At 62.7% G+C, this 24,539-nt stretch carries 25 protein-coding genes; 14 read left to right on the top strand and 11 right to left on the bottom strand.

Translation table 11 applies throughout. The annotated features are described in order from the left end of the window. Positions 1 to 148: 148 nt before the first annotated feature. The 7 genes from P8H27_RS17855 to P8H27_RS17825 all read right to left on the bottom strand — a co-directional run bounded on the left by P8H27_RS17855 (position 149) and on the right by P8H27_RS17825 (position 6,203). Entirely contained in the window at positions 149 to 1,375 is a 1,227-nt protein-coding gene (locus P8H27_RS17855; RefSeq protein WP_289639039.1) for a hypothetical protein, read from the bottom strand. Between the two features lie 110 nt (positions 1,376 to 1,485). Next, positions 1,486 to 1,935, bottom strand: a complete 450-nt coding sequence (locus P8H27_RS17850) for a YcgN family cysteine cluster protein (RefSeq protein ID WP_289639018.1) — start codon at positions 1,933 to 1,935, stop codon at positions 1,486 to 1,488. A 199-nt stretch (positions 1,936 to 2,134) separates the two neighbouring features. Further along, positions 2,135 to 3,067, bottom strand: a complete 933-nt coding sequence (locus tag P8H27_RS17845; RefSeq protein ID WP_289639017.1) for a D-2-hydroxyacid dehydrogenase — start codon at positions 3,065 to 3,067, stop codon at positions 2,135 to 2,137. A gap of 5 nt (positions 3,068 to 3,072) precedes the next feature. Next, complete coding sequence (locus P8H27_RS17840; protein WP_289639016.1) at positions 3,073 to 3,366, bottom strand: YcgL domain-containing protein; 294 nt, start codon at positions 3,364 to 3,366, stop codon at positions 3,073 to 3,075. Then, on the bottom strand, positions 3,363 to 4,496 hold the full coding sequence (gene rnd / locus P8H27_RS17835) for a ribonuclease D (protein ID WP_289639015.1): 1,134 nt from the start codon (positions 4,494 to 4,496) through the stop codon (positions 3,363 to 3,365). The genes P8H27_RS17840 and rnd overlap by 4 nt, the downstream gene beginning before the upstream one ends. Positions 4,497 to 4,696: 200 nt before the next feature. Beyond that, positions 4,697 to 5,380 carry an MnmC family methyltransferase gene (locus tag P8H27_RS17830; RefSeq protein WP_289639014.1) on the bottom strand — a complete coding sequence of 228 codons (684 nt, stop codon included), beginning with the start codon at positions 5,378 to 5,380 and terminating at the stop codon, positions 4,697 to 4,699. A gap of 52 nt (positions 5,381 to 5,432) precedes the next feature. Continuing rightward, on the bottom strand, positions 5,433 to 6,203 hold the full coding sequence (locus P8H27_RS17825) for a ZIP family metal transporter (RefSeq protein WP_289639013.1): 771 nt from the start codon (positions 6,201 to 6,203) through the stop codon (positions 5,433 to 5,435). A 153-nt stretch (positions 6,204 to 6,356) separates the two neighbouring features. Between P8H27_RS17825 and P8H27_RS17820 the strand changes: the two genes are divergently transcribed. Together P8H27_RS17820 and P8H27_RS17815 are read left to right on the top strand one after the other, a co-directional pair. Next, positions 6,357 to 7,229 carry a sulfurtransferase gene (locus tag P8H27_RS17820; protein WP_289639012.1) on the top strand — a complete coding sequence of 291 codons (873 nt, stop codon included), beginning with the start codon at positions 6,357 to 6,359 and terminating at the stop codon, positions 7,227 to 7,229. Positions 7,230 to 7,764: 535 nt separating this feature from the next. Beyond that, a complete protein-coding gene (locus tag P8H27_RS17815; RefSeq protein ID WP_289639011.1) occupies positions 7,765 to 8,238 on the top strand; it encodes a hypothetical protein in 474 nt (157 codons plus the stop codon). Between the two features lie 7 nt (positions 8,239 to 8,245). Here the strand turns inward: P8H27_RS17815 and P8H27_RS17810 are convergent, their stop codons facing one another. After that, positions 8,246 to 8,851: a tRNA-(ms[2]io[6]A)-hydroxylase gene (locus P8H27_RS17810; protein ID WP_289639010.1), complete on the bottom strand. Its 606-nt coding sequence runs from the start codon at positions 8,849 to 8,851 to the stop codon at positions 8,246 to 8,248. Positions 8,852 to 9,014: 163 nt separating this feature from the next. Here P8H27_RS17810 and P8H27_RS17805 point away from each other — a divergent pair, with 163 nt between their 5' ends. After that, positions 9,015 to 9,878: a universal stress protein gene (locus P8H27_RS17805; RefSeq protein WP_289639009.1), complete on the top strand. Its 864-nt coding sequence runs from the start codon at positions 9,015 to 9,017 to the stop codon at positions 9,876 to 9,878. An 86-nt stretch (positions 9,879 to 9,964) separates the two neighbouring features. Here P8H27_RS17805 and P8H27_RS17800 read toward each other — a convergent pair whose 3' ends face one another. Beyond that, positions 9,965 to 10,441, bottom strand: coding sequence for a DUF1289 domain-containing protein (locus P8H27_RS17800; RefSeq protein ID WP_289639008.1), 477 nt, complete (start codon positions 10,439 to 10,441; stop codon positions 9,965 to 9,967). Positions 10,442 to 10,993: 552 nt separating this feature from the next. Between P8H27_RS17800 and acnB the strand changes: the two genes are divergently transcribed. The 5 genes from acnB to alaC all read left to right on the top strand — a co-directional run bounded on the left by acnB (position 10,994) and on the right by alaC (position 17,383). Continuing rightward, on the top strand, positions 10,994 to 13,594 hold the full coding sequence (gene acnB, locus P8H27_RS17795; protein WP_289639038.1) for a bifunctional aconitate hydratase 2/2-methylisocitrate dehydratase: 2,601 nt from the start codon (positions 10,994 to 10,996) through the stop codon (positions 13,592 to 13,594). A 133-nt stretch (positions 13,595 to 13,727) separates the two neighbouring features. Further along, entirely contained in the window at positions 13,728 to 13,937 is a 210-nt protein-coding gene (locus P8H27_RS17790) for a YgdI/YgdR family lipoprotein (protein ID WP_289639006.1), read from the top strand. Between the two features lie 212 nt (positions 13,938 to 14,149). Further along, positions 14,150 to 15,361 (top strand): CmpA/NrtA family ABC transporter substrate-binding protein, encoded by a 1,212-nt coding sequence (locus tag P8H27_RS17785; RefSeq protein ID WP_289639005.1) that lies wholly within the window; start codon positions 14,150 to 14,152, stop codon positions 15,359 to 15,361. Positions 15,362 to 15,380: 19 nt separating this feature from the next. Beyond that, the gene (locus P8H27_RS17780) at positions 15,381 to 15,959 is read left to right on the top strand and encodes an ANTAR domain-containing response regulator (RefSeq protein WP_289639004.1); all 579 of its coding nucleotides are present in this window, start codon (positions 15,381 to 15,383) and stop codon (positions 15,957 to 15,959) included. A gap of 182 nt (positions 15,960 to 16,141) precedes the next feature. Beyond that, a complete protein-coding gene (alaC, locus tag P8H27_RS17775) occupies positions 16,142 to 17,383 on the top strand; it encodes an alanine transaminase (protein WP_289639003.1) in 1,242 nt (413 codons plus the stop codon). Between the two features lie 72 nt (positions 17,384 to 17,455). On the opposite strand, the gene P8H27_RS17770 is transcribed toward alaC, so the two are convergent. Further along, the gene (locus tag P8H27_RS17770; RefSeq protein WP_289639002.1) at positions 17,456 to 17,848 is read right to left on the bottom strand and encodes a hypothetical protein; all 393 of its coding nucleotides are present in this window, start codon (positions 17,846 to 17,848) and stop codon (positions 17,456 to 17,458) included. A gap of 211 nt (positions 17,849 to 18,059) precedes the next feature. On the opposite strand from P8H27_RS17770, the gene P8H27_RS17765 reads away from it, so the two are divergent. The 4 genes from P8H27_RS17765 to P8H27_RS17750 all read left to right on the top strand — a co-directional run bounded on the left by P8H27_RS17765 (position 18,060) and on the right by P8H27_RS17750 (position 22,073). After that, the gene (locus tag P8H27_RS17765; RefSeq protein WP_289639001.1) at positions 18,060 to 18,395 is read left to right on the top strand and encodes a transcriptional regulator; all 336 of its coding nucleotides are present in this window, start codon (positions 18,060 to 18,062) and stop codon (positions 18,393 to 18,395) included. Between the two features lie 433 nt (positions 18,396 to 18,828). Next, positions 18,829 to 20,217, top strand: a complete 1,389-nt coding sequence (locus P8H27_RS17760; RefSeq protein ID WP_289639000.1) for a CmpA/NrtA family ABC transporter substrate-binding protein — start codon at positions 18,829 to 18,831, stop codon at positions 20,215 to 20,217. 54 nt (positions 20,218 to 20,271) lie between these two features. Next, complete coding sequence (locus tag P8H27_RS17755; protein ID WP_289638999.1) at positions 20,272 to 21,264, top strand: ABC transporter permease; 993 nt, start codon at positions 20,272 to 20,274, stop codon at positions 21,262 to 21,264. Positions 21,265 to 21,278: 14 nt separating this feature from the next. After that, entirely contained in the window at positions 21,279 to 22,073 is a 795-nt protein-coding gene (locus tag P8H27_RS17750) for an ABC transporter ATP-binding protein (RefSeq protein ID WP_289638997.1), read from the top strand. Between the two features lie 242 nt (positions 22,074 to 22,315). On the opposite strand, the gene P8H27_RS17745 is transcribed toward P8H27_RS17750, so the two are convergent. Further along, positions 22,316 to 22,504 carry a hypothetical protein gene (locus P8H27_RS17745; protein ID WP_289638996.1) on the bottom strand — a complete coding sequence of 63 codons (189 nt, stop codon included), beginning with the start codon at positions 22,502 to 22,504 and terminating at the stop codon, positions 22,316 to 22,318. 125 nt (positions 22,505 to 22,629) lie between these two features. Here P8H27_RS17745 and P8H27_RS17740 point away from each other — a divergent pair, with 125 nt between their 5' ends. After that, entirely contained in the window at positions 22,630 to 22,944 is a 315-nt protein-coding gene (locus P8H27_RS17740) for a Rieske 2Fe-2S domain-containing protein (protein ID WP_289638995.1), read from the top strand. 132 nt (positions 22,945 to 23,076) lie between these two features. Beyond that, complete coding sequence (gene sufB, locus P8H27_RS17735; protein WP_289638994.1) at positions 23,077 to 24,525, top strand: Fe-S cluster assembly protein SufB; 1,449 nt, start codon at positions 23,077 to 23,079, stop codon at positions 24,523 to 24,525. Positions 24,526 to 24,539 lie beyond the last annotated feature (14 nt).

The raw sequence follows: 24,539 nt of genomic DNA, 5'->3' as shown, positions 1-24,539 counted from the left end.
CCAACAATCAAAAGCATCGCGCCGAGGTCGGCCCTCCTACAAAAGCGGCCAGCACCGCGACCCCCTGCAGGAGGGCCGCACCCGTTCCTGACGGGCTGGCGGCATTTCCCACATCCATATAGGTCACGCGCCTCGCGGCGATAGTGGTCTAGCGCAGCAGTTTGCTGGCGAGCACGCTGGAAGGGCCGCCCATCACGTTCTCGCTGATCTCGATAAAGTCCTTGGTGCTGGCCTTGTCCAGGCGCATCAAGCCGCGGGTCACATCGTCCAGCGAGCGCGGCTCGGTGCTGCCCTTGGTCTGCTGACGAATTTCCCGATCCAGCTCCTGCAGCAACAGCACCGCACGCGCGGTCACCGCGCCGCTGACATTATTGCCGCGCAGGCTCTTCACCGATTTGCTCCACTTAACTTGCTGCTCGCGGACTTTCTGGTAGCGCTCTTCACTCAAACCACCCGCGCGGCGCACCAGTTCGATGGCGTAGTACTCGGCCAAGCCCTCGGTAATCCAGTCGCTGCGATCGCGCGCCCGAATGCGGCTGAACACATGCACCAGCTCATGCACCAGGGAGCTGGTGCCGTTCTCGCTGAACAGCGGGCGGTCGGCGTGCATGTAATAGGAGTTGGACGCCGACAGGCCACCACGCCACATGGGGTCGCCGGCACCGACGATCAGCAGTTTGGCCGGGTCGCGCGGGAACACCGCCTGGGCTTCCCGCCAGACGAAAGTCAGCAGGGTGAGAATGTCCATGCGGCGCATGCCCTCGCCAATCGGCGCGGCGATGGTCACATCGGTCTCACCGAGCTTGGCGCGGCGCGTGCCTATCTTGCCAGCGAGGATCCAGCCGGTCGGGCGGTCAAACTTGCGCTGCGGGTTGTCGATACGAAACCGGTTCTTGCCGATACGCGGCCAGCCGGTCTCGACGCCACGCCAGCCCTTGGGCAGCTCGAACTGCAGGCGCGCGACCAGTTCGGTCTTGTCCTCCTGACGCAACTGGGCGCTGGGCACCAGGTGGTCGCCGCGCAGCAGGGCCCAGTCCTCGGTCATGCGCGCGTCGAAACGGTTGTCCCCGCGCGGTTGACTGATACGCACGCGGTAGCTCAGCTTGGCCACCCCCTGGCCTGGCTGCCAGACACCACGCTGGGGGCTTTCCTGGATCCATTCGCCGTCGGCACTGAAGTCGCTGTAGTCGCCCTTATCGCCCAGATCGAACGCCAGGCTGAGCACCCGCTCGCCTTTCTCCAGGGTCAGGCTGACTTCGGCCTGATCGCTCTCGGGCAGGAAGCGCACGTGGTAATCCAGGTCGACTTTCTGCGCCGCCCATAGCGGTGCGCACAGGCTCAGCAGTAAGGCGAACGACAAACGGCGACAGATCATCATGATGGGCATTTCCTTGACGGGACGGGTCAGTGCATTGCATAGACCGGAAACCAGCCGTGCAACTCAATACAACCTGAGCGTTATAGCGTTTTAACGCGCAAACCGCCTCAGCCGGCGCGAAAAATCAGGTGTTCTTCCCAGTCGTCCTCGGCCACGCTGTTTTCGCTGAGCATGCGCCCGGCTTGGGAAATCCGCTGCTTGTGCACTTGTTCAGGGTCGCCGCAGACCAGGTGATGCCACAGCAGCAGATCCTTGCCTTCGCTGACCAGGCGATAGGCGCAGGTCGGCGGCAGCCACTGGAACTGGTCGGCCTGGGCCGGGGTGAGCTGGATGCAATCGGCCACGAATTGCCGGCGATTGCCGTAGTCGGTGCAGCGGCAGGTATCCAGATCCAGCAACTTGCAGGCGACACGCGTGTAGTAGACGCTGCCGTCGTCCTCATCCTCGAGCTTTTGCAGGCAGCACAGGCCGCAGCCGTCGCACAACGACTCCCACTCGTCCTGATCGAGCTGTTCGAGGGTTTTGCGTTTCCAGAAGGGTTCGACTTTGGCGGCCATGGCGAGGGTACGGTGACTGGCGAAAAGGCCGGCAGTCTAGCGCGCCCCCCGCACGCGGCCAAGGCCGGCGGGCCGAATGGCAAGCAAACCACCGCCTCCTACAGGGATAGCGGTGTTTGCTGCTTTTGTAGGAGGGCCGACCCCAGCGCGATGCCTTTGCCGACGCGGGCAACCCGGGGAAGCCCCCCATGCGCAGGACTCAATAACCGCGGGCAAAATCCACCGCGCCGCGCAATGCGCGGCCGGCCTGGTAACGGCGCAGATTGTCGACGAACAACTGCACCAGCAGGCGTGGCTCGGTGGGCGCGGAGCTGTGCCCGGTGAGCAACAGGCGCGGCGCGTTCCAGAACGGGTGGTCAACCGGCAGCGGCTCCTCGCGGCAGACATCGATCACCGCGCCGGCCAACCGGCCCTGCTGCAGCGCCGCGACCAGATCGGCATCGACCACGGCCACACCGCGTCCGGCATTGATCAACAAGGCACTGGGCTTGAGTTGGGCGAGTAGCGCGGCATCGTAGATATCGCGCGTGGCCGGGGTGTCCGGCAACAGGTTGATCAGGTAATCGACCTGGCTGGCCAGGCGCGGCAGCTGATCGAGGCCGGCTACTTCAAGAAAAGGCGGCAAGACGCGCGCGCGACTGGCCACGCCGTACAGCTCGACGCCGAACGGGGCGAGGAACTGCGCCACGCTCAGGCCGATATCGCCGCTGCCGACGATCAATACCCGACGCCCGGCCAGGCTCTGCGGCAGGCGGTTATCCCAGCAGCGCTCGACCTGGGCGGCCAGACGGGCGAACAACTGGCGCTCGTGAGCCAACAGGTGACAGAGCACGTATTCGGCCATCACCTGGCCGAAGATGCCCACCGCGCGGCTCAACTGGTAATCGCGCGGCAGGTCGGCCGCCAGCAGCGGCGCGATGCCGGCCCAGGTCGACTGCAGCCACTGCGGCTGGTGGCCCTGCTCCAGCAAGGCGGCGAGCAGATCCGGCTGACCGAGCCAGAGCGGACAACGCCCCGCCCAGTGTGCCAGTTCGAGCGGATCGGCGCTGCCGTGCAGCTCAAGTCCAGGCAGCGCCTGGCTCAGCAGCTCGGCATAGCGGGCATGTGCGGTTTCGCCGATCAGGACGCGCATGGCGGTCACACCGGGTCGTTGCGGCGCAGCAATTCGTCCGGCAGGTGCTCGATGTAGTCATCTTCCGGCGGCGGCATCTGCAGGTGGTAGCCCTGCTTCTCGAGGTTTTCCAGCACGGTGTGGATGTCCTCGCGGGCCAGCTTGCGCTCCGGGGTGAGCACCATGCTGAAGGCCAGGGTCGGCGGGCCGAACGCCGCCAGCAGGCTTTCCGGCACCCGCTCCAGGGCATCGCTTTTCAGCACATAGAGGTACATCTCGTTCTTGCGCGGGCTTTTGTAGATCGAGCAGATGCGTTTCACGCGGATTCTCCTGTAGCAGCCAGGCAATCGAGCAGTGCCTGGCCCATCAACTCACGGCGCCAGCCGCGCAGCGAGTCCGGCAATTGGTAGGGGCCATTGGGGTAGCCGGTTTTCAGCAGGGCTTCGAGGGTTTTCTTGCGCAGCATCAGCTCCGGGGCGATGTTCAGCCGCTCGGCTTCGCGCTGACCGATGGCGCGCAGCTTCTTCAGCAATGCCGAAGCTTCCAGCGGCAAGGGTTCGGGCAACGCCTCGGGCCAATCGGCCGATGGCGTGGCGGCGGCATTCTCGATCAACTGGAGCAGGAACTCGCCGTCCTGGCGCACGGTTTTCGGGTGCATGTCGTCGATCCGCGCCAGCGCCACCAGATTGTCCGGCTGGGTGCGGGCCAACGGCCACAGCGAATGTTCGCGGATGATGCGGTTGCGCGGCTGATTGCGCGCCCTGGCCTCGCGCTCGCGCCAGGCACAGAGTTGGCGCAACACCGCCAACTGCGCACGGGACAGTTTCCAGGCCAGCTTGGCCTCGCGGTAGACCTCTTCCGGGGCGACTTCACGGCCCAAGCTGGCCACCAGCTCGGCGCCGTCTTCCAGCACCCAGGCATTTTTCTCGGCCGACAGTTGTTGCTGCAGCAGGTTATAGACCTCGGCCAGGTGCAACACATCCTCGGCGGCATAGCTGACCTGGGTTTCGCTGAGTGGGCGCTGCAGCCAGTCCGAACGCGTCTCGCCCTTCGGCAGCTCGATGTTCAGCACGGCCTGAACCAGGCGTGAATAGCCCATGGAGAAGCCGAGATTGAGGTAGGCGGCGGCCAACTGGGTGTCGAACAAGGCCACTGGCAAACTGCCGGTCAGGCGCAGGAAGACTTCCAGGTCTTCGCTGCAGGCATGCAACACCTTGACCACGGCCGGGTCTTGCAGCAAGGCGCTGAACGGCGCCCAGTCGTCGATCAGCAGCGGGTCGATCAGGTAGGCCCGCTCGCCTTCGCTGACCTGCAGCAGGCCGGCAATCGGGTAAAAGGTGTCGACCCGCATAAACTCGGTGTCCACCGCCACGAAGGGCAGGCTGCGCCAGCTGAGGCAATACTGCGCCAGGCTGGCGTTGTCGCGAATCCAGTGAATATCAATAGCCACGCGGCTCTCCCATCAGAATGCCGCGCAGTATATATCGACCTCGCCCTTTGCCGGGCATTGCGCGCCCGCAAACCGACACAGAACCCTGTCATCGCCTGCCGGGAGCGAGCCGAACCCCTGACTTCGCCAGTCTGAATGATGGCCACATCGGCAAACTGGCAATTCGCTAAGCAGCCTGCGCGACAACGCCTGCTGTTCGGCTATTTGAGTTTTTCGGCAATCCAGATGGTGTGCCGGGTACCCTTGTTGCCATGGGCATAGACCTGCACTTCGTCCACCTTGAAGCCGGCCTTGCGCACCTTGTCGGCGAACTGCCGGTCGGCACTGGCCGACCACACCGCCAGCAGCCCCTTGGGCCGCAACGCCTGGTGACAGCGCTGCAAGCCTTGCGCGCCATACAGCCAGCTGTTGCGCTTCTGGGTCAGGCCTTCGGGGCCGTTGTCGACGTCGAGCATGATGGCGTCATAACGTTTATCCGCCGTCTTCAGGCAATTGGCCACATCATCCTGCACCACCCGCGTGCGCGAATCGAGCAACGGGTAGCCGGCCTTGGCCCCCAGCGGACCGCGGTTCCACTCGACCACCCCGGGCACCAGTTCGGCCACCTCCACTACGGCCGTCTTGCCCAGGTTCTGCAGCGCCGCCGCCAGGGTGAAGCCCATGCCCAGACCGCCGATCAGTACCCGCGAATCCGGACGCCCGGCGACTTTTTTGCAAGGAATCGCCGCCAGGGCGTCTTCCGAGCCGTGCATGCGCGTGTTCATCAACTGACCGCCATCGCCACCGGCAATCTTGATCACAAAATCCTCGCCGTACTCGAACAGGCAGAGCGCCCCGGAGCCATCGGGAATCTGGGCGGTATCGAGCAGTACAAAACGCTTCATGGCGGCCTCATGGCTCTGTGAGCTTGAAAGAGGCTGAACCATACAGCAGCGCTCAAACCACCGTAAGCATGTGCCCGACGATACCCAGCACAAAGCCCAGCAAGGCCCCCAGCGATGGCGCCCAATGCTTGTTCAGCTTGGCCTGTGGCGCGATATCTTGAAACACCGAATAGAGGATACCCCCGGCGGCAAACTGCATGATCAGCGCCACCCACAGGGGTGAATTGGACAACCACAAGTAACCCGACACGCCGGCCAGCGGGCCGAGCAACGCCATGGCCGTAAACAGGATGAGTATTTTTGCGCGGCTGTAGGCAGTCGCCTTTCTCAGCTCCCGATACGCATTAAAGCCTTCCGGCAAGTTCTGCAGCATCATCAAGCCGGCCAGCAGCAGCGCACCATCACCGCCCAGCGCAAATGCGGCCCCCAACGCCAGCGACTCTGGAATGAAATCCGCCAGCATTGCCGCCAGTTGACTGGCCGAGGTCTTCATGCGGTAGAGCAAAATATCCAGCCCCATGAACGCCATGCCGCCGGCACAGAAGCATAACGCCGCCGACCACGGACTCAACTGGGCAATCGCCTGGGGCACCAACACCAACGCCACCGCTGCCAGCAGCGCACCGCCACCGAAGGCCACTACGCTGTGCCGGAACTCGCTCTCCAGCCAGTACGGGCGAATATGCTCGACACTGGCCAGTGCCGCCCCTAGCGGCATGGCAATGCCGGCCGAGAGGGTAAACATCACAACGATCAACAGAGGATGCACAGACACCTCATCCCTTCGGAACAATGGGCTGGATAAGTCCGGCGTTAGCGACAACCCCGCCAGGGCAGCGCAACATGGCCGGCCAAGTGGCGCGCGAGAATATCCGCGCAACGACGGCTGCCAATATGCCGGATCAGCAGACCGATATGACATGCTCTATTGCGCGGTTATCATGTTTCGAATCAGTCTTTGCCAAGGATGCCCAGCATGCCCCTCGCCCAACTGCTCACCGCCGACGCGCTCAAGGCCCGCCTTGGGCAACCCGAACTGGTCATCCTCGACTGCCGCTTCGCCCTGGATGAGCCGGCCTACGGCCAACGCAGCTATAGTGCAGGGCATATCCCCGGCGCGCTGTTCGCCGACCTCGAGCGCGACCTGTCCGGGCCGATCCATAAAGGCACGACCGGCCGCCATCCCCTGCCGGAGCCGACTCGACTACTGGCACGCCTGCGTGAATGGGGGCTGAACGACAACAGCACAGTCGTGCTGTATGACGACGGTTCCGGCGCTTTTGCTGCCCGCGCCTGGTGGTTGCTGGCCTGGCTGGGCAAGCGCGAGGGCGTCTACCTGCTCGACGGCGGCTGGCAGGCCTGGCAGCAGGCGGGCTTCGCGCCGACTCAAGCGCTGCCGAACCCCGAGCCCGGAGGCTTCAGCGGACAAGCCGATGCCAGCCTGCTGCTCAGTGCCGCTCAGCTGCTGCAACGCCTGGACACCCCCCAGCTCACCCTGCTCGACGCCCGCGCCCTGCCGCGCTTTCGCGGCGAGGTGGAACCGCTCGACCCGGTCGCCGGGCATATCCCCGGCGCGCGCTGTGCGCCCTTTACCGACAACCTGGACAGCACGGGACGTTTCCTGCCGGCCAGCGAACTGCGCCAGCGTTTTGCCGCGCAGCTCGGCACACGCCCGGCCAGCGGGCTGGTGGCCTACTGCGGCTCCGGCGTCACCGCGTGCCACAACCTGTTCGCCCTGTGTCTCGCCGGCTACCCACTGGCGCCGCTGTATGCCGGCTCCTGGAGCGAGTGGATCACCGACCCGACCCGGCCTGTAGCGACGGGAGACGAACAAACACGCAGCCGTTAACAGCCATGCTTCAGCCCCTGGGTCGTCACGTGGCCATTGCCACCGCGACCTAGGCAAACGCAGCGCTGAACTCATCTGGCAGGCGCGACCTTGCGCCGATGCAGGCCGCAGAACCGCCAAAGCCTCGCGCCGAGGTCGGCCCTCCTACAAGAGCAGCCCACGCCGCCAATCCCCTGTAGATGGGCCGCGCCCGTCAGCGGCCCCATGACTGGGGAGTAGGAAAAATGCCGGGAACATGCGGCCCTACAGATCCGTGCGGTGCCTGGCGACGTGGGCAATCGCTGAGTTGAGCAGGTCATCCGCAAAACCAAACCGATGCCGGCAGATTACGCCTGCGCTTTCGGGCTAAGCACTAAGCGGAATATGGGTAATAACCGAAAGCTGAAAACAATTTAAAAACAGCCTTTTACAGCCAAAAGGTCGCACTACACTTCAAATTAAGCGGCTAACCTCCGCTTCCGGTGGGGCCTTTCCAAGAACGATCACAAGCTGCCACGCGCCCCCGGCCCCACCGGTCATTTTTCGCGAGGGCTATATGGGAATTGCAGCCGGCGAATTAGTCCAGCATGTCATACGCCCCACTCTGGTTTATCTGGGGCGCCACTCACTTGCCGCTGAAGTCTTGCTCCTGGGCGCTGCCGCCTGCCAGTCGGCGCTGGGCTCGGCGCTGGACGACCAGGGTGGCCATGGCCTGTACCGCATCGCCGAACTGCGCCATCAACAGCTCTGGGATCAATACCTGGCGCTCGACCCGGAACTGGCCAGCCGGATCCGCGGGCTAGCCAGCCAGCACGCCTTTCTGGCGGCGCCGCACCTTGAACTGACGGTCAACCTGCGTTACGCCACCGCCATCGCCTGGATGCTGATCGAGGCGGATCAGCGCGAATTGCCGGCGGCCGACGACCTGCTCGCCCTGGCCCGGGTGTGGCGCCGGGTATTTCGGCCACAGGGTCACCCGCGCGACTTTATCGAAGCCTGGCAACGCTGCATCGGCAGCGCGGTCGCCTAGGCGGCTGTCAGCCAGCGGCAGCGCCACTGTGGAAGCGGAATTCCTTGTCCGGGGTGAGGATGGCGTCGCGCTCGACCTCGGCGAAGTAGGCCACCCGCTCATCGATTGGCTCGCCGGCATAATCACGGGCCATTTTTAGATAACCTTGGTAATGCCGTGCCTCGGACTTGAGCAGCGAGCGATAGAACTGCCCCAATTCCTCATCGAGGTGTGGTGCCAGACGGAAGAACCGCTCACAGGAGCGCGCCTCGATAAAAGCGCCGACGATCAGGGTATCCACCAGCTTGTGCGGCTCGCTGGTGCGCATGTGCTTGTGCAAGCGTTGGGCATACAAGGCCGCGCTGACCGGACGATAGGCAATGCCACGCTTCTTCATCAGCGCTGCAACCTGCTCGAAATGGCGCAACTCCTCACGGGCCAAACGCGACAAGTTATATTGCAAATCGGCCTTTTCGATATAGCGAAAAAGCAGGGTCAAGGCGGTTGATGCGGCCTTCTTCTCGCAATTGGCGTGATCTATCAGCATCACGTCCTGATTTTGCAAGGCTTGGGCAATCCAGGCGTCAGGCGTTGGGCAAAGCAAGAACGCTTCAATTTCAGATAACAGTTGCATAAGCTCACGAAGTTCGATGGCAGCCGCGTCTGGTGGGCTGGGCGGCCATTATACGAATGGCGCCGCGAACAGCCAGCCATGCCGTTGACACCGGGCAAAGACACAGTGCTGTTGCTGCATCTATAGTATTTACTAGTCACACCCACCTCGAACGGAGACGAGCATGCAAGCCATTCGCAACATTTTAGTGGTCATGGAACCAGAACGACCCGAAGGCTTGGCACTCAAGCGGGCCAAATTGATCGCTGGCGTGACGCAATCGCATTTGCACTTGCTGGTCTGTGACAAGAAGCAAGACCACTCGGCTTATCTCAGCGATCTGTGCGTCACGCTCGACAAAGAGGGCTACAGCACCTCCAGCCAGCAGGCTTGGCATGAGAACCTGCACCAGACCATCGTCACCGTGCAGCAAGCCGAAGGCTGTGGCCTGGTGATCAAGCAGCACTTTCCCGACAACCCATTGAAAAAAGCCCTTCTCACTCCGGACGACTGGAAACTGCTGCGTTATTGCCCGGCCCCGGTGCTGATGGTGAAAACCGACAAGCCCTGGACTGGCGGCACCATCCTCGCCGCGGTCGATGTCGGTAACGCCGACAGTGAGCACCGCACCCTGCATAACAGCATCGTCAACCACGGCTACGACATCGCCGCACTGGCCAAGGCCACCCTGCATGTGATCAGCGCCCACCCGGCACCGATGCTGTCGGCCGCGGATCCGGTCTTCCAATTGAAAGAAACCATCGAGGCGCGCTACCGCGAGCAATGCAAAGCCTTCCAGGCCGAATACGCCATTGCCGAGGAGCGCCTGCATGTCGCCGAAGGCCCGGCCGACGTGCTGATTCCGCAAATTGCTCATCAGTTGAATACCGCCGTGACCGTGATCGGCACCGTGGCTCGCACCGGCTTGTCTGGGGCACTGATCGGCAACACTGCCGAGGTGATTCTCGACGTGCTGGATTGTGACGTACTGGTGCTCAAGCCCGATGACATCATCGCCCACCTGGAAGAACTGGTGGCTCAGCACTGAGAGGCTGTGAAAAGATCGCTTGCCGGGGAATTCCCAGATACGACAAGGCCGCCCGCTCAGGCGGCCTTGTCGTATCTGGCTGCAGCTCAATCGCGCGCCTGCAGGCCCTCAAGGAGAAATTTCGGCGCGATATAGCGCTGGTAATGCGCCTCGGAGAGCAGAAAGAATTCGCGGTCGATGGCGTCACGCAGTTGCGGCAGGGTCCAGCCGCGAAACTCTGGCAGCAATACCAGACCGTAGGCTTGCAGCTGGTTGATTGCCCGAGCGCCGCGGGCAATCAATTGGTAGGCCCAGCAATAAGGCGACTGCTGCGGCACGAAACGGATTTTCCGCTGCTCCAACTGGCTGCGCAGGCGCGCATCGTCGAAGACTTCCAGCTTGGCCGTCATCACCTGCACCAGCAGCACTTCGAGGCGCAACCAGACTGCACGTTTTTCCCCGTCGCTGTAGCCGTTCCAGTTAATCACCTCATGGTGAAAGCGCTTGCAGCCACGGCAGACCAAATCACCGTAAACGGTAGAACAAAGGCCGACACACGGCGTCTTGATACGCTGACTGGACATGGCGGGGCTAAATACATACTGGCGAAAAGGCAGGCATCTTAGCCCTTTGTCTAAGTCAGTTCACCCCTATCGACGGGCCGGCCGAACACCCGCTCGCCCTTAGCCGCAGCCTGGATTAATGGCCAAATTTGCGCTTTAACCCCATGCAAACCATCTTTTTCACCGACTTTCGCCGCATCTCTCCGTTGAACGCAAACAATTCGGCCAACCGGCTTGCCGTGGGCCTTTAGCTTAACTTTATCAAAGCTTTCCAGTAGAATCGGCCCGCCTTTTATAGGCACCAATAGTCCGTTGGAAGCTGTTTTCAAAGCGTCACGAGCACAGTCGATCCTGCAGGTACGATGTTGGCGCAGGCCCTTGGAAGCCCCTTTTCAAGGGCCTGCGCCAGCCCTCATCAAGCCGTCCTGCCGGCGTAAAACTTTGAAAACAGCTTCTGCAAGAAACCTCTGAAACCTCGGCTGAGGGGCCCATAAAGCCACGAAGCGCCTGGTTCAGAGTTTTCTGGATCGCGTCCCGGACAACCCTTTGGGACCACTGATGAGGGTAATAACTGTGCTTGAAGCCTATCGCATACACGTAGCAGAGCGTGCCGCTCAGGGTATCGTGCCCCAGCCGCTGAACGCCGAACAAACCGCAGGCCTGATCGAGCTGCTGAAATCCCCGCCGACTGGCGAAGAAGCCTTTCTCCTCGACCTGATCAGCAACCGTGTGCCGCCAGGCGTCGATGAAGCCGCCTACGTCAAGGCCGGTTTCCTCTCCGCCATCGCCAAAGGCGAAACCACTTCCCCGCTGATCAGCAAACAACACGCGGTCGAACTGCTGGGCACCATGCAGGGCGGCTACAACATCGCCACGCTGGTCGAGCTGCTCGACGACAGCGAACTGGCTGGCGTAACGGCCGAGCAACTGAAGCACACCCTGCTGATGTTCGACGCCTTCCACGACGTCGCCGAAAAAGCCAAGAACGGCAACGTTCATGCGAAAGCCGTGCTGCAATCCTGGGCCGATGGCGAGTGGTTCAAGAACCGTCCCACCCTGGCCGACAAGATCAGCCTGCGCGTGTTCAAGGTCACCGGCGAAACCAACACCGACGACCTGTCCCCTGCTCCAGATGCCTGGTCGCGCCCGGATATCCCGCTGCACGCCCTGGCCATGCTGAAAATGGCCCGTGACGGCATAGTACCGGACGAGCAAGGCGTCACCGGCCCGATGAAGCAGATCGAAACCATGCGTGGCGAAGGCTTCCCTATCGCTTATGTGGGTGACGTGGTCGGCACCGGCTCCTCGCGTAAATCCGCCACCAACTCGGTGCTGTGGTTCTTCGGCGATGATGTGCCGAATGTGCCGAACAAGCGTGCCGGCGGCTTCTGTTTCGGCAACAAGATCGCCCCGATCTTCTACAACACCATGGAAGACGCCGGCGCCCTGCCGATCGAATTCGACGTCTCGCAGATGAACATGGGCGACGTGATCGACCTGTACCCGCATGCCGGTAAAGTCTGCAAGCACGGCACCGACGAAGTCCTGGCGACCTTCGAAATGAAGACCCCGGTACTGCTCGACGAAGTCCGCGCTGGCGGCCGTATCCCGCTGATCATCGGCCGCGGCCTGACCGAGAAAGCACGCGCCGAGCTGGGTCTGGGCACTACCGACCTGTTCAAGCTGCCAGAACAACCGGCTGCCAGCAGCAAGGGTTTCACCCTGGCGCAGAAGATGGTCGGCAAGGCTTGCGGCGTCGCGGGCGTACGTCCCGGCACCTACTGCGAGCCGAAAATGACCACCGTCGGCTCCCAGGACACCACGGGCCCGATGACCCGCGACGAACTGAAAGACCTGGCTTGCCTGGGCTTCTCCGCCGACCTGGTGATGCAGTCGTTCTGCCACACCGCGGCCTACCCGAAGCCGATCGACGTGACCACCCACCACACCCTGCCGGATTTCATCCGCACCCGTGGCGGCGTGTCCCTGCGTCCGGGCGACGGCATCATCCACAGCTGGTTGAACCGCATGCTGCTGCCGGACACCGTCGGTACCGGTGGCGACTCGCACACCCGCTTCCCGATGGGCATCTCCTTCCCGGCCGGTTCCGGTCTGGTGGCCTTCGCCGCTGCCACCGGCGTCATGCCGCTGGACATGCCGGAGTCGGTACTGGTGCGCTTCAAGGGCAAACTGCAACCGGGCATCACCCTGCGTGACCTGGTGCATGCCATCCCTTACTACGCGATCCAGAAAGGCCTGCTGACCGTCGAGAAGAAAGGCAAGATCAATGCCTTCTCTGGCCGCATCCTCGAGATCGAAGGCCTGGACGAGCTGACGGTCGAGCAAGCCTTCGAGCTGTCCGACGCCTCGGCCGAGCGCTCCGCCGCTGGCTGCACCATCAAGCTGCCGGAGAAGGCCATCGCCGAGTACCTGCAGTCGAACATCACCCTGCTGCGCTGGATGATCAGCGAAGGCTACGGCGATACCCGCACCATCGAACGCCGCGCCCAGGCGATGGAAGCCTGGCTGGCCAACCCGGAGTTGATGTCTGCCGACGCCGACGCCGAGTACGCCGAAATCATCGAAATCGATCTGGCCGAGATCAACGAGCCGATTCTCTGCGCGCCGAACGACCCGGACGACGCCCGTCTGCTGTCCAGCGTGCAAGGCGAAAAGATCGACGAGGTGTTCATCGGTTCGTGCATGACCAACATCGGTCACTTCCGCGCGGCCGGCAAGTTGCTGGAAAAAGTCGAAGGCACCCTGCCGACCCGTCTGTGGCTGTCGCCGCCGACCAAGATGGATCAGCACCAGCTCACCGAAGAAGGCTACTACGGCATCTACGGCAAAGCCGGTGCCCGTCTGGAAATGCCAGGCTGCTCGCTGTGCATGGGTAACCAGGCACGGGTTGAGCCGAACGCCACCGTGGTGTCGACTTCGACCCGTAACTTCCCCAACCGTCTGGGCGATGGTGCCAACGTCTACCTGGCTTCGGCCGAGCTGGCCGCAGTCGCTTCGATCCTGGCTCGCCTGCCGAGCGTTGAGGAATACATGGTCTACGCGAAGGAAATCGACACCATGGCAGCCGATGTCTATCGCTACCTGAGTTTCGACCAGATCGCCGAGTTCCGTGAAGCGGCCGCGAACGCCAACATCCCGGTCGTTCAAGCCTAACGCGACAACGCGACAAGAAAGCCCCGCCCTCGTGCGGGGCTTTTTCTTGCCTGCAGTTCTTGCAGGCGAATGCCCAGCAGCTACCTTTTCCAAGAGGGCTATCGCGGCTTCATTTCCGGTTTCAGGAGAAATCATGAACAGTTGGCTTATCGCGGCACTGTGCGTTCTTACCTTGGCGGGCTGCAGCAGCGAATACATCATCACCACCACCGATGGCCAGATGCTGACGAGCGATGACAAGCCGCGCCTGGATAAAGACACCGGCATGATCGAATTCACCGACAGCGAGGGCCGCAAGCAACAGATTCCGCAAAGCGACATCAGGCAGATGCTTGAACGCTGAGCCAGCGCCTGGCCACACCCGCGCGGCCCTTGCCGGGCGCCAAGCATGATCCCGCCAACCCATAACACGGGCTGGCATGTCACTTGCTTAACTCCAGACAACAGAGCCCTTCCAACGGCGGAATCGGCTTGATAGACAATGCTGCCGCTCCAATTGCCGGGTCACTCAGCCATTGGAGCGGCACATTTTTGTGTTGATCTGGGAAAAGCGCCATGAGCGAGCATAAAATCAGCCGTATCGATACACAGGCGTGGGCAGCCGGCAGCGATACACCGGAAAAGCGCGTGCTTAACCTGGGCTTTATGGCCCTGAGCGATGCCGCATCGGTGATTGTCGCCGCCACTCAGGGCTTCGCCGAGAAATATGGCTTAACCATCAACCTGCAGCGCCAAGCGTCCTGGGCCAGCCTGCGCGACAAACTGCTCAGTGGCGAGCTCGATGCGGCGCACAGCCTCTATGGCCTGATCTATGGCGTACAGCTCGGCCTTGGCGGTGCGCCGGCCACCGACATGGCGGTATTGATGGGCCTGAACCAGAACGGCCAGAGCATCAACCTGTCGCACGCCCTGCAATTCGCTGGCGTGACCACAAGCGACGCACTAAATCTGCGCACGCACCAAAAAGGCGCAAGACTGACCTTCGCCCAGACCCTGCCCACCGGCACCCACGCCATGTGGCTGTATTACTGGCTGGCCAGCCAGGGCATTCATCCACTCAACGATGTCGACAGCGTGGTGGTGCCTCCGCCGCAAATGATCGCTCACCTCAAGGCCAGACGCATCGACGGTTTCTGCGCGGGCGAACCTTGGTGTGCCCAAGCGGTCGATGAAAACCTCTGCGTCACCCTCGCCACTAGCCAGTCGATCTGGCCGGATCATCCGGAGAAGGTGCTTGGCTGTACCCGCGCCTTTGTCGAGCACTATCCCAATACCGCGCGCGCCCTGGTGATGGCCGTGCTGGAGGCCAGCCGCTTCATCGACGAAAACGAAGAAAACAAGCGCAGCACCGCGCAACTGCTCAGCGCCAGCGATTATCTGGACGCGCCATTGAGCGCCATTCAGCCACGCTTCCTCGGCCAGTACCAGGACGGCCTTGGCCATGCCTGGCTGGATATGCACCCGCTGCGCTTTCACGCTGACGGCGCGGTCAACATGCCCTACCTCTCCGACGGCATGTGGTTCATGACCCAGTTCCGCCGCTGGGGCCTGCTGCGCGACGACCCCGATTACCTCGGGATTGCCCGCCAGGTGCAGCAGCTTGACCTCTACCGCCAAGCGGCGGAGGCTTTGAGTATCAGGGTACCGACCGAACAACGCAGCGCCACGCTGCTCGACGGCAAGACCTGGGATGGCTCAGATCCGGCAGGCTATGCCCGCAGCTTCACCCTCCACGCCTTGGCCGACAGCGCCGCTGTCGCCCTGTAATTGCCCGGAGAACCACCCCATGCTGCGCATCCTGTTAATCAACGACACCCCGAAGAAGGTCGGCCGCCTGAAAGCCGCGCTGATCGAAGCCGGTTTCGAGGTGATAGACGAATCCGGGCTGACCATCGACCTACCCGAACGCGTCGAGGCCGTACGCCCCGACGTGATCCTGATCGACACCGAATCCCCCAGCCGCGACGTGATGGAGCAAGTGGTGCTGGTCAGCCGCAACCAACCGCGCCCCATCGTCATGTTCACCGACGAACACGACCCAAGCGTGATGCGCCAGGCCATTCAGTCCGGGGTCAGTGCCTATATCGTCGAAGGCATCCACGCCCAACGCCTGCAACCGATACTCGATGTGGCCATGGTTCGTTTCGAGAGCGATCAGGCCTTGCGCGCCCAGCTGCAAGCCCGCGACGCCCAGTTGGCCGAGCGCAAACGCATCGAATTGGCCAAAGGCCTGCTGATGAAAATGAAAAACTGCAACGAAGAAGAGGCCTACACCCTGATGCGCCGCCAGGCCATGAGCCGGCAGCAGAAGCTGTTGCAGGTCGCCGAACAGATTATCGCCATGCACGACATGCTGGGCGGCTGAAACGGCCAGCGACAAGCCATAAGCCATAAGCTGCCAATAAAAGCACTAAGGCTGGACAAGTTACGTTTGCCCAGCCTCCCCTCTCGACAGACGCCCCCTTTCCCGCTTATCTTCGTCGCCTGGCCAGCGCACTGGCCAACGTCGCTCGGACGGTTCCGGGCGCTTACGTTTCCGAGGAAAGCATGGCTGACCAAGCTTCGCGCCGCTTTGCGCGCATCGATCGACTCCCCCCCTACGTGTTCAATATCACCGCCGAACTGAAGATGGCCGCGCGCCGCCGTGGCGAGGACATCATCGATTTCAGCATGGGCAATCCGGATGGCGCCACGCCAGCGCATATAGTCGAAAAAATGGTGCAGGTCGCCCAGCGCGACGACACCCACGGCTACTCCACCTCCCGCGGCATCCCGCGTCTGCGCCGCGCCATCGCGCGCTGGTACCAGGATCGCTACGCAGTCGAAATCGACCCGGAAAGCGAAGCCATAGTCACCATCGGTTCCAAAGAGGGCCTCGCGCACCTGATGCTGGCCACCCTGGATCACGGCGACACTGTGTTGGTGCCCAACCCCAGCTATCCGATTCACATCTATGGCGCGGTGATAGCCGGCGCCCAGGTGCGTTCGGTGCCGCTGGTGCCCGGGGTGGATTTTTTCGCCGAACTGGAACGGGCGATCCGCGAGTCGATCCCCAAGCCGAAGATGATGATCCTCGGTTTCCCCTCCAACCCCACGGCCCAGTGCGTGGAGCTGGACTTCTTCGAACGGGTGGTGGCTCTGGCCAAGCAGTACGACGTGCTGGTGGTTCACGACCTGGCTTACGCCGACATCGTCTATGACGGCTGGAAGGCGCCGTCGATCATGCAGGTGCCGGGGGCCAAGGATATTGCCGTGGAGTTCTTCACCCTGTCCAAGAGCTACAACATGGCCGGTTGGCGTATCGGTTTCATGGTCGGCAACAAGGAGCTGGTCAATGCCCTGGCGCGGATCAAGAGCTACCACGACTACGGCACCTTCACCCCACTACAAGTCGCCGCCATCGCCGCACTGGAAGGCGATCAGCAGTGCGTGCTGGATATCGCCGAGCAATATCGCCAGCGCCGCAATGTGCTGGTCAAAGGGTTGCATGAGATCGGCTGGATGGCGCAGAACCCGAAAGCCTCGATGTATGTCTGGGCCAAGATTCCCGAGCCCTACGCCCACCTGGGCTCATTGGAATTCGCCAAGAAGCTGCTACTGGAAGCCAAGGTCTGCGTCTCGCCCGGCATTGGCTTCGGCGACTATGGCGATGACCATGTGCGCTTTGCCCTGATCGAAAACCAGGATCGCATTCGCCAGGCCGTGCGCGGCATCAAGGCGATGTTCCGGGCCGATGGCTTGCTTCAAGCCCCAGTGCCAGGCAAGCCTCGCAAGGCTCCGGCCAGCTAAGCCCTGTCAGCTTGGGAACATGCCCGCGAAACACTTGGTTGCGGGCATGGAACCCGGCATTCACCGCCTGCACTACCCCGAGTAATCCAGTACCGTCCACACCCGGGTCAGCCCATTGCCAATCACACAGCCAGCCTCGCCGAGCCGCTGGTTGTTATGCAGTGACATCAGGGTGGTGACACCGTCCGCGTCATCCGCACGCTCGGTCAGCCACTGCACCCGGCCGCAATTGGCCGTTTCGATCACGTAGCTGGCGGCGACGGCCGCATGCTGGCTAGGCAGCTTGATCACATCCACCACAGTGCCGCGCTCCTCCACCCGCTTGCCGTCCGACACCAACACCGCCCAAGCCTGACTGTTCTCAATCACCAAATAAGTGCCATTGGCCTTGGGTTGCTCGACCTGAGGCTGAGCGCAGCCTGCCAGCAACCCCAACAGCACAATTGTCATCAGCATCTGTTGCATTACTGGTTGCTCCTCTGCAGCCCCACGGCCAGCGGCTGTGCAAGCGGTTGGCGAGGGTGATCGAGTGAATCGCTGGATGGGTCTGGCTTTACTATTGCCGAATACTGTTTATTTGTACAGCGCTTTTCGACTACCCTTACCTCAGCTATCTCGTCAGGTCTGCCGGGCAACAACACCTGACCAAACCACAGCGTCAATCGGGAGCACAGCGATGCTGAACGTCTTGCAACTGAAACATAGCGTGAACCGAATGCCACTGGATAACGTTCGCGCAACGGTCGCCGAACTGCACCTGGAGGGTATTGTCACCGAGGGCCGAACCCCGTTCACCCGCGTGCACTTCAATACCTGCTTCGCCGAAATCGAAGCCCTGTTACAACGCGCCGGCTATCACAAGCAACTGGACGTGGTGGGCTATCAAGGCCTGGCCTACGCCATGTTCGACCCCGCGCGCTGGGACGCGGTCGATGTGCTGAAGTGGCTCAAGGAGTTTGTCGAGGAGGCCCAGGCACAACCTGTCGCTCGACGCCGCGGCCACACTGTCTGACGGACTGAATCCGCCGTACGCACGCATGGGGAAACCGAACCAAAAGCGCTCAAGACGGCCTGAGCATGCACGCCAATGGCTCAAAAAACCTCAACATTCAGGACTGCAAGCCGCCGCTAGCCTGGCCGGGGAACGGGCCAAGAAAAATAAAACCGCTAATATCCAGCCTGCAACTGTATGTTTTTAAACAATAATCGCTCTTGCTCCAGGCTGATTGAAAAGCCAGCAGCGCATCCGAAACAGCCGCAGTGCTGAACCCTGCGCAAAGCTGGCAAGCCCTTTGCGTATACCTCCTCAAGACACTTACACACGTCTTCGGGTCGCCAACGGCGGTGATCGGGACGAATTGACAAAGACGCCAACGACACTCGGCCAACTGTTGGCAGGGCTGTCCGCGACGTCTTTTTTCGTTTCTGGGACTTGAGGAACCACTATGCGTAACTCCACCACCCGCCGTGCACTACTGAAGAAAACCCTGACTGGCCTCGGCTGTGCCGCGGTCATGCTGCTGTCACCGCTGAGCCTGCCAATCGCCCTCGCCGCCGAGGCGGAGAAGGACGAGCTGAAATTCGGCTTTATCAAGCTGACCGATATGGCGCCGCTGGCCATCGCCTATGAGAAGGGCTTCTTCGAGGATGAAGGCCTCTACGTCACCCTGGAAGCCCAGGCCAACTGGAAGGTGCTGCTGGATCGGGTGATCGACGGCGAACTGGACGGCGCGCACATGCTTTCCGGCCAGCCGATCGGCGCCACCATAGGCTTCGGCACCAAGGCCGAGGTGGTCACCGCCTTCACCATGGATCTCAACGGCAACGCCATCACCGTCTCCAATGCGGTCTGGGAGGAGATGAAAAAACAGGTGCCCATGGAAGGTGGCAAGCCGCTGCATCCGATCAAGGCCGATAGCCTGAAACCGGCGATCGACAAGCTCAACGCCGCGGGCAAGTCCTTCAACCTGGGCATGGTGTTCCCGGTCTCCACCCATAACTACGAGCTGCGTTACTGGCTCGCCGCGGGCGGCATCCACCCGGGCTACTACGCCCCGCACAAGGGCGACACCGGCGGTCAGATCGACGCCCAGGTCCTGCTCTCGGTAACCCCGCCACCGCAGATGCCGGCCACCCTGGAAGCCGGCACCATCCACGGCTACAGCGTGGGCGAACCCTGGAACCAGGCCGCCGTGTTCAAGGGCATCGGCGTGCCGGTAATCGCCGATTACGCCATCCGCAAGAACATGTCGGAGAAGGTCTTCGGCGTGTCCAAGAGTTGGGCCGAAGCCAACCCGGAAACCCACAAACGCGTGGTCAAGGCGCTGATTCGCGCCGGCCAGTGGCTGGACGCCGACAACAACGCCAACCGCAAGGAAGCCGTGGCGATTCTCTCCCGGCCCGAGTACGTCGGCGCCGATGCCCAGGTGATCGCCAACTCGATGACCGGCACCTTCGAGTTCGAGAAGGGCGACAAGCGCGAGGTTCCGGATTTCAACGTGTTCTTCCGCTACCACGCCACCTACCCCTACTACTCCGATGCCATCTGGTACCTGACGCAAATGCGCCGCTGGGGCCAGATCAGCGAAGCCAAGCCGGACAGCTGGTACCTGGAGATGGCCAAGCAGGTCTATCTGCCGGCGATCTACCGCGAGGCCGCCGCCGAACTGGTGGCAGAAGGCAAGCTTGCGGCCAGCGACATTCCCCCGGCGGATGACGATGGCTTCCGTGCGCCGCTGACCGACACCATCGACGGCGTGCCTTACGACGGTCGCAAACCCAATGCCTATCTCGAGCAGTTCGAGATCGGCCTGAAGGGCGACAGCAAGATCTGATAGGCACTCCCGGAGCCGGTACGCCGGCTCCCTTCTAATCAAGAGGACAGGACGATGAGCAATCCGAGCGTCGCCACCCCGATAACCGCAACACTGCAGACGGCCCGCAGCAATGCGCTCATCAAGCGCTGGGCACCGCCCTTGATTCTGCCCCTGCTGGGCATCATCGGCTTCCTGCTGTGCTGGCAACTGCTGGCCAATAATATCCAGACCAGCCTCGGCCAGTTCCCCGGCCCGGTGCAGGTTGCCGAACAGTTTTCCGGCCTGGTCAGCGCCCACCTCAAGGAGCGCGACAAGGCCCGGAACTTCTACGAGCGCCAGGACGCGCGCAACGCCGCCTTGCTGGAGAAAAACCCCGACGCCGCCATCAAGGTGCGCCCCTATACCGGCAAGCCGACCTTTATCCAGCAGATCTTCACCAGCCTCTACACCGTGATGGCCGGTTTTGCCATCGCCTCGCTGATCGCCATTCCGCTGGGTATCGTCTGCGGCCTGAGCAAGGGCATCTACACCGCCATCAACCCCTTGATCCAGGTGTTCAAGCCGGTGTCGCCGCTGGCCTGGCTGCCGCTGGTGACCATGCTGGTCAGCGCCCTGTACGTCAGCGACGACCCGCTGTTGGCCAAATCCTTCCTCACCTCGGCCATCACCGTGGCGCTGTGCTGCCTGTGGCCGACGGTGATCAACACCACGGTGGGCGTGGCCAGCATCGAGCAGGATCTGAACAACGTCAGCAAGGTGCTCAGCCTGTCGCCGCTGGCGCATGTGCGGCGCATCGTCCTGCCCGCCGCCGTGCCGATGATCTTCACCGGCCTGCGCATGTCGCTCGGTACCGGCTGGATGGTGCTGATCGCCGCCGAAATGCTGGCGCAGAACCCGGGCCTGGGCAAATTCATCTGGGACGAGTTCCAGAACGGCAGCGCAAGCTCCCTCGGCCGGATCATGGTGGCGGTCATCGTCATCGGTTTGATCGGCTTCGCTCTCGACCGCCTCATGCTCCTGCTGCAACGCCAGTTCAGCTGGGACAAGCATGCCGTACTGCGCTAATCAGGAGACTTCCCATGAGCCATTCACACCTCGAACTCAGCGGCGTCGGCATCGACTTCCCCACCGACAAGGGCCTGTACCGCGCCCTGCAGAACGTCAACCTGCGCATCGATAAGGGCGAGTTCGTTTCCTTGATCGGCCACTCCGGCTGCGGCAAATCCACCGTGCTGAACATAGTCGCCGGCCTGTACAAGGCCACCAGCGGCGGGGTGATTCTCGACGGCCGCGAGGTCGACGAGCCCGGCCCCGAACGCGCCGTGGTGTTCCAGAACCACAGCCTGCTGCCCTGGCTGAACTGCTACCAGAACGTCGAGTTGGCGGTGCGCCAGGTGTTCCAGGGCAAGAAATCGCGCGGCGAAATGCGCGACTGGATCGAGCACAACCTGGCGCTGGTGCACATGACCCAGGCCAAGGACAAGCGCCCCGGCGAGATCTCCGGCGGCATGAAACAGCGCATCGGCATCGCCCGCGCCCTGGCCATGCAACCCAAGGTGTTGCTGATGGACGAACCTTTCGGCGCCCTGGACGCCCTGACCCGCGCCCACCTGCAGGACTCGCTGATGGAGATCCACGCCGAGCTGGGCAACACCGTGATCATGATCACCCACGATGTCGACGAGGCCGTGCTGCTCTCCGACCGCATCGTCATGATGAGCAACGGCCCGGCGGCCAGCGTCGGCGATATTCTTCAGGTCGACTTGGCGCGCCCGCGCGAGCGTCTGGCCCTGGCCAACGATCCGCAGTACCACGCCTACCGCGCCGCGGTGCTGGAGTTCCTGTACCAGCGCCAGCAACGCCCGGCGGCATAAGGCCAGACGGGGTGAACCGCAGCAGGCCATGCGGCGGTTCAACGCCGCATGCTCCGCCTCTCCGGTTGATTGAACTCACTGACCCGCTGGCTGCAATATCAGGTTCTAGTGGACTGTTTGGCTAGTTGATTAGCTCAAACTCGCCGGTTTGAGTCTTATCTGTGGGCGGCCCGACCTCGGGGCGAAGCCGTTGTCCTGCACCGCGCCCCCACAACCTGGCAGCCCTGCGGGCTGCATGGGCGTCAGCCGCCAGCCCCGTGCCGGCCGATCTTGCGCGGTTCGGCGCTGAACTCGAGCAAACCCTCGGCGTTGAGCGCGGCCAACTGCTGGGCGAGCCGCGCGGCGGCTTGGCAACCCTCCCGCTGGAGCAGAAACAGGACTCTGTCCCGTGCGCAAGCGGACAGTTCAGGCTTGCTGTTGGCAACGGCCATCGCCCGTCCTTTTGGCAAATGTGCAAACTTTGTACAGTAAATTATTGGCAATCTAAACTTGCTCGTCTAGCCAGCGCTCGCACCTGGCCGGCGTGCGCCGGGCGGGTGCGATGCGGAGGAGCGCCATGAGTGAATTCGTCAAGGTCGCCCGGGTGGGCGACATCGCCCCCGGCACCGGCACGACCCTGTACCTGGGAGCGACACCGGTCGCCCTGTTCAACGTCGACGGCCAGTACTACGCCATCCACAACGACTGCCCGCACGAGGACGGCCCCCTGGGCGAAGGCAGCCTGTGCGGCAGCGTGGTGACCTGCCCGGTGCACGCCTACGAGTTCGACGTCTGCAGCGGCGAATGCCTCACCGATTCGGCCTATTGCGTCGAGCGCTTCGAGGTGCGCGTGGACGGTGACGACATCCTGCTGCGCCGGCCCGCCCCTTGATGGCCGCGCCGCCGGCTCAGGCAAAACAGGGTATCTATACTTGGTGAAGAACATTCTGGCCAAACCGATCTAAGGAGTATGGGCCGAAGGGGTATAGTTGAAGGCAGTTGCCAACCGCACGAGGAGGCGACGATGAGTACCGACAATGCCAAGATCCGCGAACTCAGCAGCCGCGCCTACAAGTACGGCTTCGTCAGCGACCTGGCGAGCGACGCCATCCCACGCGGGCTCAACGAGGAGGTCGTCCGCCTGATCTCGGCGAAGAAGGGCGAGCCGAAATGGCTGCTCGACTGGCGCCTGAAAGCCTACCGCCACTGGCTGGGCATGACCGAGCCGAGCTGGCAGAACGTCCACTACCCGCCCATCGACTACCAGAACATCGTCTATTACTCGGCGCCCAAGCCGAAGACCCCGGGGCCTGCCAGCCTCGACGAGGTCGACCCCGAGCTGCGCGCGATGTTCGCCAAGCTCGGCATCTCCCTGGCCGAGCAGGAGCACCTGAGCGGCGTCGCGGTGGACGCGGTGGTCGACTCGGTGTCGGTGGCGACCACCTTCAAGCGCAAGCTGGCCGAGGCCGGGGTGATCTTCTGCTCCTTCGCCGAGGCGGTGCAACAGCATCCCGAGCTGGTGCGCCAGTACCTCGGTTCGGTGGTGCCCTACAGCGACAACTTCTTCGCCACCCTGAACTCGGCGGTGTTCTCCGACGGCTCCTTCTGCTACGTGCCCAAGGGCGTGCGCTGCCCGATGGAGCTGTCGACCTACTTCCGCATCAACGCCGCCGACACCGGCCAGTTCGAACGCACCCTGATCGTCGCCGAGCAAGGCGCCTACGTCAGCTACCTGGAGGGCTGCACCGCGCCGATGCGCGACACCAACCAGCTGCACGCGGCGGTGGTCGAGCTGATCGCCCTGGACGACGCGCAGATCAAGTACGCCACCGTGCAGAACTGGTACCCGGGCGATGCCGAGGGCCGCGGCGGCATCTACAACTTCGTCACCAAGCGCGGCAAATGCCTGGGCGCGCGCTCGAAGATCTCCTGGACCCAGGTCGAGACCGGCTCGGCCATCACCTGGAAGTACCCGGGGGTGATCCTGCAGGGCGACGACTCGGTCGGCGAGTTCTATTCGGTGGCCCTCACCGCCAACCACCAACAGGCCGACACCGGCACCAAGATGATCCACATCGGCCGTAACACCCGCAGCACCATCCTGTCCAAGGGCATCTCCGCCGGCCACGGGCAGAACACCTACCGCGGCCTGGTGAAGATGCAGAAGGGCGCGGCCGGCGCGCGCAACCACAGCCAGTGCGACTCCCTGCTGCTGGGCAGCCAGTGCGGCGCGCACACCTTCCCCTATGTCGAGGTGAAGAACCCCAGCGCCCGGGTCGAACACGAGGCCTCGACCTCGAAGATCGGCGACGAACAGCTGTTCTACTGCCGTCAGCGCGGCATCGCCGAGGAGGACGCGGTGCCGATGATCGTCAATGGCTTCTGCCGCGAGGTGTTCAAGGAACTGCCGATGGAGTTCGCGGTGGAGGCGCAGAAACTGCTCGGCGTCAGCCTGGAAGGCTGCGTCGGCTGAGACCGGAGGTGGCC

Origin of the sequence: Pseudomonas sp. sp1636 (assembly GCF_030376615.1) — a bacterium.
GTDB lineage: Bacteria > Pseudomonadota > Gammaproteobacteria > Pseudomonadales > Pseudomonadaceae > Aquipseudomonas.
Note: the sequence above shows the minus strand (reverse complement) of the source record. Positions and strands in the feature narration are given on the sequence as shown.

Coding starts and splice junctions, on each gene's coding strand:
- P8H27_RS17750 (WP_289638997.1), top strand. CDS start 21,279: ATGAGCCATTCACACCTCGAACTCAGCGGCGTCGGCATCGACTTCCCC.
- P8H27_RS17740 (WP_289638995.1), top strand. CDS start 22,630: ATGAGTGAATTCGTCAAGGTCGCCCGGGTGGGCGACATCGCCCCCGGC.
- P8H27_RS17755 (WP_289638999.1), top strand. CDS start 20,272: ATGAGCAATCCGAGCGTCGCCACCCCGATAACCGCAACACTGCAGACG.
- P8H27_RS17765 (WP_289639001.1), top strand. CDS start 18,060: ATGCTGAACGTCTTGCAACTGAAACATAGCGTGAACCGAATGCCACTG.
- P8H27_RS17760 (WP_289639000.1), top strand. CDS start 18,829: ATGCGTAACTCCACCACCCGCCGTGCACTACTGAAGAAAACCCTGACT.
- P8H27_RS17815 (WP_289639011.1), top strand. CDS start 7,765: ATGGGAATTGCAGCCGGCGAATTAGTCCAGCATGTCATACGCCCCACT.
- P8H27_RS17790 (WP_289639006.1), top strand. CDS start 13,728: ATGAACAGTTGGCTTATCGCGGCACTGTGCGTTCTTACCTTGGCGGGC.
- P8H27_RS17800 (WP_289639008.1), bottom strand. CDS start 10,441: ATGTCCAGTCAGCGTATCAAGACGCCGTGTGTCGGCCTTTGTTCTACC.
- P8H27_RS17850 (WP_289639018.1), bottom strand. CDS start 1,935: ATGGCCGCCAAAGTCGAACCCTTCTGGAAACGCAAAACCCTCGAACAG.
- P8H27_RS17830 (WP_289639014.1), bottom strand. CDS start 5,380: ATGAAGCGTTTTGTACTGCTCGATACCGCCCAGATTCCCGATGGCTCC.
- P8H27_RS17785 (WP_289639005.1), top strand. CDS start 14,150: ATGAGCGAGCATAAAATCAGCCGTATCGATACACAGGCGTGGGCAGCC.
- alaC (WP_289639003.1), top strand. CDS start 16,142: ATGGCTGACCAAGCTTCGCGCCGCTTTGCGCGCATCGATCGACTCCCC.
- sufB (WP_289638994.1), top strand. CDS start 23,077: ATGAGTACCGACAATGCCAAGATCCGCGAACTCAGCAGCCGCGCCTAC.
- P8H27_RS17745 (WP_289638996.1), bottom strand. CDS start 22,504: ATGGCCGTTGCCAACAGCAAGCCTGAACTGTCCGCTTGCGCACGGGAC.
- P8H27_RS17805 (WP_289639009.1), top strand. CDS start 9,015: ATGCAAGCCATTCGCAACATTTTAGTGGTCATGGAACCAGAACGACCC.
- P8H27_RS17810 (WP_289639010.1), bottom strand. CDS start 8,851: ATGCAACTGTTATCTGAAATTGAAGCGTTCTTGCTTTGCCCAACGCCT.
- P8H27_RS17820 (WP_289639012.1), top strand. CDS start 6,357: ATGCCCCTCGCCCAACTGCTCACCGCCGACGCGCTCAAGGCCCGCCTT.
- P8H27_RS17855 (WP_289639039.1), bottom strand. CDS start 1,375: ATGATCTGTCGCCGTTTGTCGTTCGCCTTACTGCTGAGCCTGTGCGCA.
- P8H27_RS17780 (WP_289639004.1), top strand. CDS start 15,381: ATGCTGCGCATCCTGTTAATCAACGACACCCCGAAGAAGGTCGGCCGC.
- P8H27_RS17770 (WP_289639002.1), bottom strand. CDS start 17,848: ATGCAACAGATGCTGATGACAATTGTGCTGTTGGGGTTGCTGGCAGGC.
- P8H27_RS17845 (WP_289639017.1), bottom strand. CDS start 3,067: ATGCGCGTCCTGATCGGCGAAACCGCACATGCCCGCTATGCCGAGCTG.